This is a genomic window from Pseudomonas retamae, assembly GCF_043496865.1.
Taxonomy (GTDB): Bacteria; Pseudomonadota; Gammaproteobacteria; order Pseudomonadales; family Pseudomonadaceae; genus Aquipseudomonas; species Aquipseudomonas retamae.
In genome coordinates this window covers 164635-170746 of sequence record NZ_JBIEIL010000014.1, presented here as the reverse complement: position 1 = coordinate 170746, position 6112 = coordinate 164635, and the positions used below count along the sequence as shown (strand labels likewise).

The 6112-nt window shown below is 61.9% G+C and carries 5 protein-coding genes; 2 read left to right on the top strand and 3 right to left on the bottom strand.

The window, feature by feature from the left end; translation table 11 throughout:
- Together ACGSLL_RS24255 and ACGSLL_RS24250 are read right to left on the bottom strand one after the other, a co-directional pair.
- The coding region (locus ACGSLL_RS24255) for a hypothetical protein (RefSeq protein WP_394503822.1) at positions 1 to 72 on the bottom strand (72 nt) is incomplete at its 3' end.
- A 220-nt stretch (positions 73 to 292) separates the two neighbouring features.
- On the bottom strand, positions 293 to 1915 hold the full coding sequence (locus ACGSLL_RS24250; protein ID WP_394508229.1) for a methyl-accepting chemotaxis protein: 1623 nt from the start codon (positions 1913 to 1915) through the stop codon (positions 293 to 295).
- Between the two features lie 276 nt (positions 1916 to 2191).
- On the opposite strand from ACGSLL_RS24250, the gene ACGSLL_RS24245 reads away from it, so the two are divergent.
- Both ACGSLL_RS24245 and ACGSLL_RS24240 read left to right on the top strand, forming a co-directional pair.
- Entirely contained in the window at positions 2192 to 3214 is a 1023-nt protein-coding gene (locus tag ACGSLL_RS24245) for a transporter (protein WP_090285469.1), read from the top strand.
- Positions 3215 to 3464: 250 nt separating this feature from the next.
- Positions 3465 to 5078, top strand: coding sequence for an inorganic phosphate transporter (locus ACGSLL_RS24240; RefSeq protein ID WP_332766649.1), 1614 nt, complete (start codon positions 3465 to 3467; stop codon positions 5076 to 5078).
- Positions 5079 to 5200: 122 nt separating this feature from the next.
- Here ACGSLL_RS24240 and ACGSLL_RS24235 read toward each other — a convergent pair whose 3' ends face one another.
- A complete protein-coding gene (locus ACGSLL_RS24235; protein ID WP_394508228.1) occupies positions 5201 to 6097 on the bottom strand; it encodes a LysR family transcriptional regulator in 897 nt (298 codons plus the stop codon).
- Positions 6098 to 6112 lie beyond the last annotated feature (15 nt).

The following is a 6112-nucleotide window of genomic DNA, read 5'->3' as shown; positions in this document are numbered from 1 at the left end:
TCGAACGGCTGTCTCACCAATGTTCAAATCCTGGCAAACCTGCACAACGGTCAGCCCCTGATCCTTGATCATCTTCACGACTTGCAGCTTAAAACTGTCGTCGAATGCTCTGCGTTTTTTGGTCATGAATAACTCCTCGATAGATGCATTTTCCACCTATCGGGGTGTTCGGGGAAATTAGACCACTGCACTCTAACAATCAACACGGTCAGTCCCCTCTCCCGTGGGAGAGGGTTAGGGTGAGGGCCAAGCCATCACGCCGAAAAAACTGACGAACCACGACCCAAACCAATCAAGCACTCAACCGCGCCGTCACTTCATTCAACTGCCCCGACAAACCATGCAAATTTTGGCTGGCACTCTCGGTGCGCTGCACATTATCCAGATTGGTGCTGGCAATCGCGGTGATCTCGGTGAGGTTGCGCGAGATATCTTCCGCCACCGACGTCTGCTCCTCAGCCGCGGTAGCGATCTGCCGGTTCATGTCGCGAATCGCTTCCACGGCATGAGTGATGCGCTCGAGCATCGCGCCAGCCTGAGTCACTTGCTCGACGCTTTCATCGCTGCGCGCCTGGCCGTTGTCGATGGCGTGCGCAGCGTCTACCGCGCCGGTCTGCACGCTCTGGATGATCTGGTTGATTTCGATGATCGATTCTGCGGTGCGCTGCGCAAGGTTGCGCACTTCGTCGGCGACCACGGCAAATCCACGCCCGGCCTCACCGGCGCGGGCCGCTTCGATGGCAGCGTTGAGCGCGAGCAGGTTGGTCTGTTCGGCGATGCCGCGAATCACTTCCAGTACCTTGCCGATGCGCCCGCTGTCCGCTTCGAGGCGACGAATCACCGTCGCCGTGTTGGCGATTTCGCCGCGCATCTGCGTGATCGAATGGATGGTCGTCTGCATGACCTTCTCGCCCTGCTGCGCCGACTGGTCGGCATCGTCGGCAGCGCGAGCGGCGTCGGCGGCGTGGCGCGCGACTTCCTGGGCGGTGGCGGACATTTCGTTCATCGCCGTGGCCACCTGATCGGTGCGATTGAATTGCTCGTTGGTGCCGCCGGCCATGGTTGTGGCGATGGCGTTCAACTCGCCGCTGGCGCTGTCCAGATCACTGGCACTGCGCTGCAAACGGCTGAAGGTGTCGGCGAGGAAATCGCGCAAGGTGTTCGCCGCGGTGGCGAGATTGCCTAGCTCGTCCTGACGCTCATTGGTCACTCGTTCGGCGAGTTGGCCGCGACTCAATTGGCTCACATAGTCGATGAGTTTGCGGATCGGCTCGACCAGGTTGCGGTTGACCAGCCACAGGCTCAGCAGGCCGATCAACAAACCCGACGCCAGCATCACCAACAAGCCGATCCAGACCGTGCGATCGGCCCCGGCACTGATCAGCGCCGACTGCTCGGTGCCCTGCTGGCGCAGTTCAGCCACCAGTTCGCTCATCTGATCGCTGGCCGCACGGTCGACGCCTTTGACTGCTGCATCGCCCGCCGCCGGGTCACCGCCGGCAGCGACGTAGGCATCGCGGCCCTTCTGGTAGGCCGCGCCGAGTTGGCGGTGTTCGTCACGCAGGCGTTCGATGCGGGTTTTCAGGCTCGGCTCGATGCCGCTCTGGCCGGCCAGTTCGCCGAGGATTTTCTGTACGTCGCGCTGACGATCTTCGAACTGGCCCCAGTACTTGGCCAGATCCGCCGGTTGCTTGCCGCGCAGCAAGACGTTTTTCCATTCCTGCACCTGCACCTTGAATTGCAGGTTGGCTTCGTCGATCAGTTGCGAGGTGTGCAACGGCCCGGCGAGCAACTGGCTGTAACTCTGTACGCCGTTGGACAGGAAATGGAAGCAGGCCAGCGCGATCAACAGCACCGCCAGCAGACTGCCGCTCAACAGGGCGAGCATTTGCGCTCTCAGGGATTTTTGCAGCATCGAAGGTACTCACGACAGGGGTGGAGCACGCCCGGAACGAGCGTGAAAAATGGCCGGACCTCCCTGTCGGCGCACCTTGGCTCAAAGCCAATGGCGCGCAACCTAACTCAGCTGAGATCGGCGTGCCAGAGCCTTTCTTGAGAATCTTCCGACAGCCGGTAAGGCATTGATTTGACGCCGTTTTACTGTCACATAACGGTCATGTGACATTGCGATGATGCCGCTCAGGTGAACCTGTAAAACCCGCATCAGCCGCCCTCCTCGCAGCGAGCCGCCATGAATCACAGCCTCGATATCAGCCATCGCGATCCGGACCTGTTCGGTTTGCTCTATGGCTTCCGTTTTCTGCCCGGCGAACGCGGGCGCGAAGTCGACTCGGCGACGGCGTTGCGCTGTTTGCAGGACGACAGCGACAGCGGCGAATTCCTCTGGCTGCACCTGAATCTGGCCCACGCCGCCTGTGAGCGCTGGATGAAAAGCCATCTGCAATTACCGGAAGAATTTTTCGAAGCGCTGCATGAGGGCTCGCGCTCGACGCGCATCGAGCATGTCGACTCGGCGTTGCTGGCGGTGGTCAACGACGTGGTGTTCAACCTCAGCAGCATGGTTTCCTCGGACGTGTCGACGCTGTGGGTTTGTGTGCGCAGCAAACTGATCGTCAGCGCACGCTTGCAACCGCTGCACTCGGTGGACAAATTGCGCTCGTCGGTGAAGGCCGGCGAGCGCTTTCGTTCGCCGTCGGAATTGCTCGTGCATCTGCTGCGCGATCAGGGTGAAGTGCTGACGCAGATCGTGCGCAAGACCAGCCTGAGCGTCGACCAGATCGAGGACGAATTGCTCTCCTCGCGGTTGTCGACCAACCGCGCCGAACTCGGCGCCAACCGTCGGGTGCTGGTGCGCCTGCAACGCTTGCTGGCACTGGAACCGGGTTCACTGCTGCGCCTGCTCAACCGCCCGCCGCCGTGGTTGCAGAAAGAGGACGTGAAGGAGTTGCGCAAGTCCACCGAGGAGTTCGCGCTGATCATCAACGACCTCACCGCCCTCGGCGAGCGGATCAAATTGCTTCAGGAAGAGATCGCCGCCAACCTCAACGAACAGAGCAACCGCACGCTGTTCACCCTCACCGTGGTCACGGTGCTGGCGCTGCCGATCAACATCATCGCCGGGTTCTTCGGCATGAATGTCGGCGGCGTGCCGTTATCGCAAGACCCGCACGGGTTCTGGGTACTGGTCGCGCTGGTGGCGACGTTCACCGTAATCGCCGGGCGCTGGGCGTTTCGCAAGCGTGGGGATTATTGAGGCACCCACCTTGCACACACCACGACCCCATTGTGGGAGCGAGCCTGCTCGCGAAGGCGGACTGTCAGATAAATCAATGGTGAATGACGCGGCGCGTTCGCGAGCAGGCTCGCTCCCACAGGGGATTTTCATATGTCTTCGGATCCGTGGCGGGTCTTAAACTCGCAAACACTGATCTGCCGCAGTCTCTCTGTAACATTCTGCAACGATCATGGGCGACATTCCTTCCCTCGCTCAGGATTGTCCGCTCATGGCTACTCCCTCCCTGACCGCCAGCCCCGCCTCTGCCGCTAGCGGCCGGCCGGCGCTGGACAAGAAACCCGGCCCGTTCACCTATGTGATCTTTTTCGCCGTGCTGGCGATGGGCATGCTGTTCACCGCCTACAGCCTGATGCACGACATGCACGAACTCGGCACGGTGGTGACCACCTGGACGCCGTTTCTGCTGCTCGGCGTGGCGCTGCTGATTGCGCTGGGCTTCGAGTTCGTCAACGGTTTCCACGATACGGCCAACGCGGTGGCGACGGTGATCTACACCCACTCGCTGCCGCCGAATGTGGCGGTGGTCTGGTCGGGCTTTTTCAACTTCCTCGGCGTGCTGCTTTCCAGCGGCGCGGTGGCGTTCGGCATCATTGCGCTGCTGCCGGTGGAGTTGATTCTGCAGGTCGGTTCGTCCGCCGGGTTCGCGATGATTTTCGCTTTGCTGATCGCTGCCATTCTGTGGAACCTCGGCACCTGGTGGCTGGGCCTGCCGGCGTCGTCGTCGCACACGTTGATCGGCTCGATCATCGGCGTCGGCGTGGCCAATGCGCTGATGCATGGCCGCGACGGCACCAGCGGTGTCGATTGGGCGCAGGCAACCAAGATCGGTTATGCCTTGCTGCTGTCGCCGCTGGTGGGTTTTGGTTGCGCCGCACTGTTGCTGCTGGCCCTGCGCGCCTTCGTCAAGAATCGCTCGTTGTACAAGGCTCCCGAAGGCAACACGCCGCCGCCGTTGTGGATTCGCGGTTTGCTGATTGCCACCTGCACCGGCGTGTCCTTCGCCCACGGCTCCAACGACGGGCAGAAAGGCATGGGCCTGATCATGCTGATTCTGGTCGGCACCTTGCCGATGGCCTACGCCTTGAACCGCACCATGCCGGAAGAACAATCGCTGCAGTTCGCCGCCGTCGCGCAAGTCACCCAGCAGGCACTGGTGAAAAGCGCACCGCTGCCGGCACCGGCCGACCCGCGCCCGGTCCTTTCCGATTACGTGCGCAGCAAGGAAGCCACGCCGCAACTGATCCCGGCCCTCGCCGCGCTGACCGGGCACATCGGCGAGCAAGTCAGAGGCTACGGTTCGCTGGCCAAGGTGCCGGCCGAGGCCATGGGCAACGTGCGCAACGACATGTACCTGGCCAGCGAAAGCATTCGCCTGATGGACAAGAACAAGGTCGGCAATTTCGACGCTGACACCAGCAGCAAACTGCAATTGTTCAAACAGCAGATCGATAACGCCACGCGGTTTATTCCGCTGTGGGTGAAGATTGCCGTGGCCATTGCGCTGGGGCTCGGCACCATGGTCGGCTGGAAACGCATTGTGGTGACCGTCGGCGAGAAAATCGGCAAGACCCACCTGACCTACGCGCAAGGCGCCTCGGCAGAAACCGTGGCGATGCTGACCATCGGTGCCGCGGACATGTTCGGTTTGCCGGTCTCGACCACCCACGTGCTGTCGTCCGGTGTGGCCGGGACCATGGTCGCCAACGGTGGCGGGTTGCAGATGAAGACCATCCGCAATTTGCTGATGGCGTGGGTGCTGACCTTGCCGGCGGCGATCCTGCTGTCGGGCAGCCTGTACTGGCTGTTCACCCAGATCTTCTGAGCAAATGAGAATCCCTGTGGGAGCGAGCCTGCTCGCGAAGGCGCTGGATCAGCCAACTCTACATCAACTGACACGCCCTCTTCGCGAGCAGGCTCGCTCCCACAGGAGTCATGCGCTCAGCTTCAGAGCGTCGATTGAACTACCTCCCCCAGCCAATCCATGAACACCCGCACCCGCAGCGGTAAATGCCGTTGCCGCGCATACAGCAACGAAATCGCCATCGCCGGCGCGGTGTATTGCGGCAGCACGGTGACCAGCTCGCCGTTTTCCAGATGCGGCTGCATGCCGGTGCGCGGTACCTGAGTCAGGCCAAAACCACCGAGACACGCCGACTCGTAGGCGTCGGTGCTGTTGACCGTGATGCTGCCGGCCATCGCCAAGCGTCGCACCTGGCCGCCCTCCTCGTAGACAAAACCTTCCGAACGCGCCCCCAGCACGCCGACGTAATGCACCAGCCGATGCTGCGCAAGGTCTTCCAGGGTTTGCGGCACGCCGTAGCGTTCGAGGTACGCGGGGCTGGCGCAGTTGATCATCGAGAAGTCGCCGAGGTGCCGCGCCACCACCGATTGATCCGGTTGCGCGCCGACGCGCAGCACGCAGTCGAAACCTTCGCTGAGCAGGTCGACGCGGCGGTCGGTGCTGCTGATTTCCAGCTGCAGGTTCGGGTGCCGTGCCATGAACTGCGGCAGACGCGGCATGACCAGACGCCGGGCGAGAATATTCGGCATGTCGACACGGATGCGCCCGGTCAGCGAAGCCTCGTCCTGGCGGAACAAGCCTTCGATCTCGTCCATGTGCGACAGCAGATCCTTGCTGCGCTCGTACAGGACCATGCCGTCCTGAGTCGCTTGCACCTTGCGCGTGGTGCGATGCAACAAGCGCGTGCCCAGCAAGGCTTCCAGCGCCTGCACATGTTCGGACACGGTGGAGCGCGGCAGGCCCAGGCTTTCGCCGGCGAGGGTGAAACTCGACAGTTCGCTGACCCGCACAAAAGTGCGCAGCAGTTCCAGTTTGTTCATTTTGGCGCCCCACGA